Genomic DNA, 1105 nt, shown 5'->3' with positions numbered 1-1105 from the left:
ACTTCTTTACTAGCATTACCTGCTTGATCAACGATCTTAGCTGTTACGCTTGAAGCTTTGCCATCAACTACTGGTACTTTGATCTCTACATATCCAGTTACTCTGTCATTGTAAGTAATAGTATGTGTTTTTTCCTCACCATTTACAGTGTAGTGGATCACATCATTTTCTTCAGCATCACCTGGGACAGAAATTTGAGCTTTTGTGCTAGTGCTATCGCCATCTTTGCCATTTTCAGCTTTATTTAGCTTGCCATCTTTTGGATTTACATCTTCAACAAATGTAATTGTTGGTTCTGATGGGGCTATTAGATCAGCATTAACTACTACAACCTCTGAGAAGTCTGAGATATTTCCTGCTTTATCTTGTGCTCTTGTAGTATATTTATACTCACCATCTCCTAATTCAGGTAGTTCAAATTTCCAACCACCATGATTATCAGCTGTGACTGTTCCTATAGCTGTTTTATCGCCATTTAGCTCGCTAATCTCATAGATAGTGATGACTGAATCAGGCTCAGCATATCCTTCAAGAGTTGGTGTGCTGTCATTTGTTATAGCAACTTTTGTTTTAGCGTCTAAAACGTTGCCAGTTTGGCTATCTACATTGTCATTTACAGCATCTATTACAGGAGCATCTGCAAATGTATCAACATCAAGTGAAACTCTATCAGATGTTGATTTATTACCTACTTTATCTGTAGCAACTGCTTCAAAGTAGTGCTCTCCATCACCCATAGCTTCAGTTGGAGTAAAGCTCCATTTGCCATTAGCGTCAGCTACTGTTTTACCAACTAGAGTTTTTTCTGTAGTTGTGTAGAAGCTTTCGTAAATTTCTACTGTTGCACCTGGTGCTGCACTGCCTTTGAATGTTGGTAGATTATCGTTTGTTAGACCATTTTTAACATCACCATTTACTACACCACCAGTTACATCATCGATGATCTCATCAATTGTTACTTTAACAGTGCTTGAAGCCTCACCTATCACCTTGCTATCCTTGCCTGGGTTATTAGGGTTATTTGGATTGATGATCTCTGCTGTTACATTGTTATCTTTACCTGGGTTTAGATCAACTGGGATATCAATCTTACCTTTATCGATGT

Annotated in this window: 1 protein-coding gene; it reads right to left on the bottom strand. The window is 38.2% G+C overall.

From position 1 onward, the window contains the following. Window positions 1-1105, bottom strand: a 1105-nt coding sequence (locus CYP77_RS08980; protein ID WP_141090848.1) for an Ig-like domain-containing protein, incomplete at both ends; no start/stop codon positions are given.

It is taken from the genome of Campylobacter concisus, from assembly GCF_002913865.1.
GTDB classification, from domain to species: domain Bacteria; phylum Campylobacterota; class Campylobacteria; order Campylobacterales; family Campylobacteraceae; genus Campylobacter_A; species Campylobacter_A concisus_AM.
The sequence above is the reverse complement of the archived record's forward strand: the minus strand, read 5'-3'. Positions and strand labels throughout refer to the sequence as shown.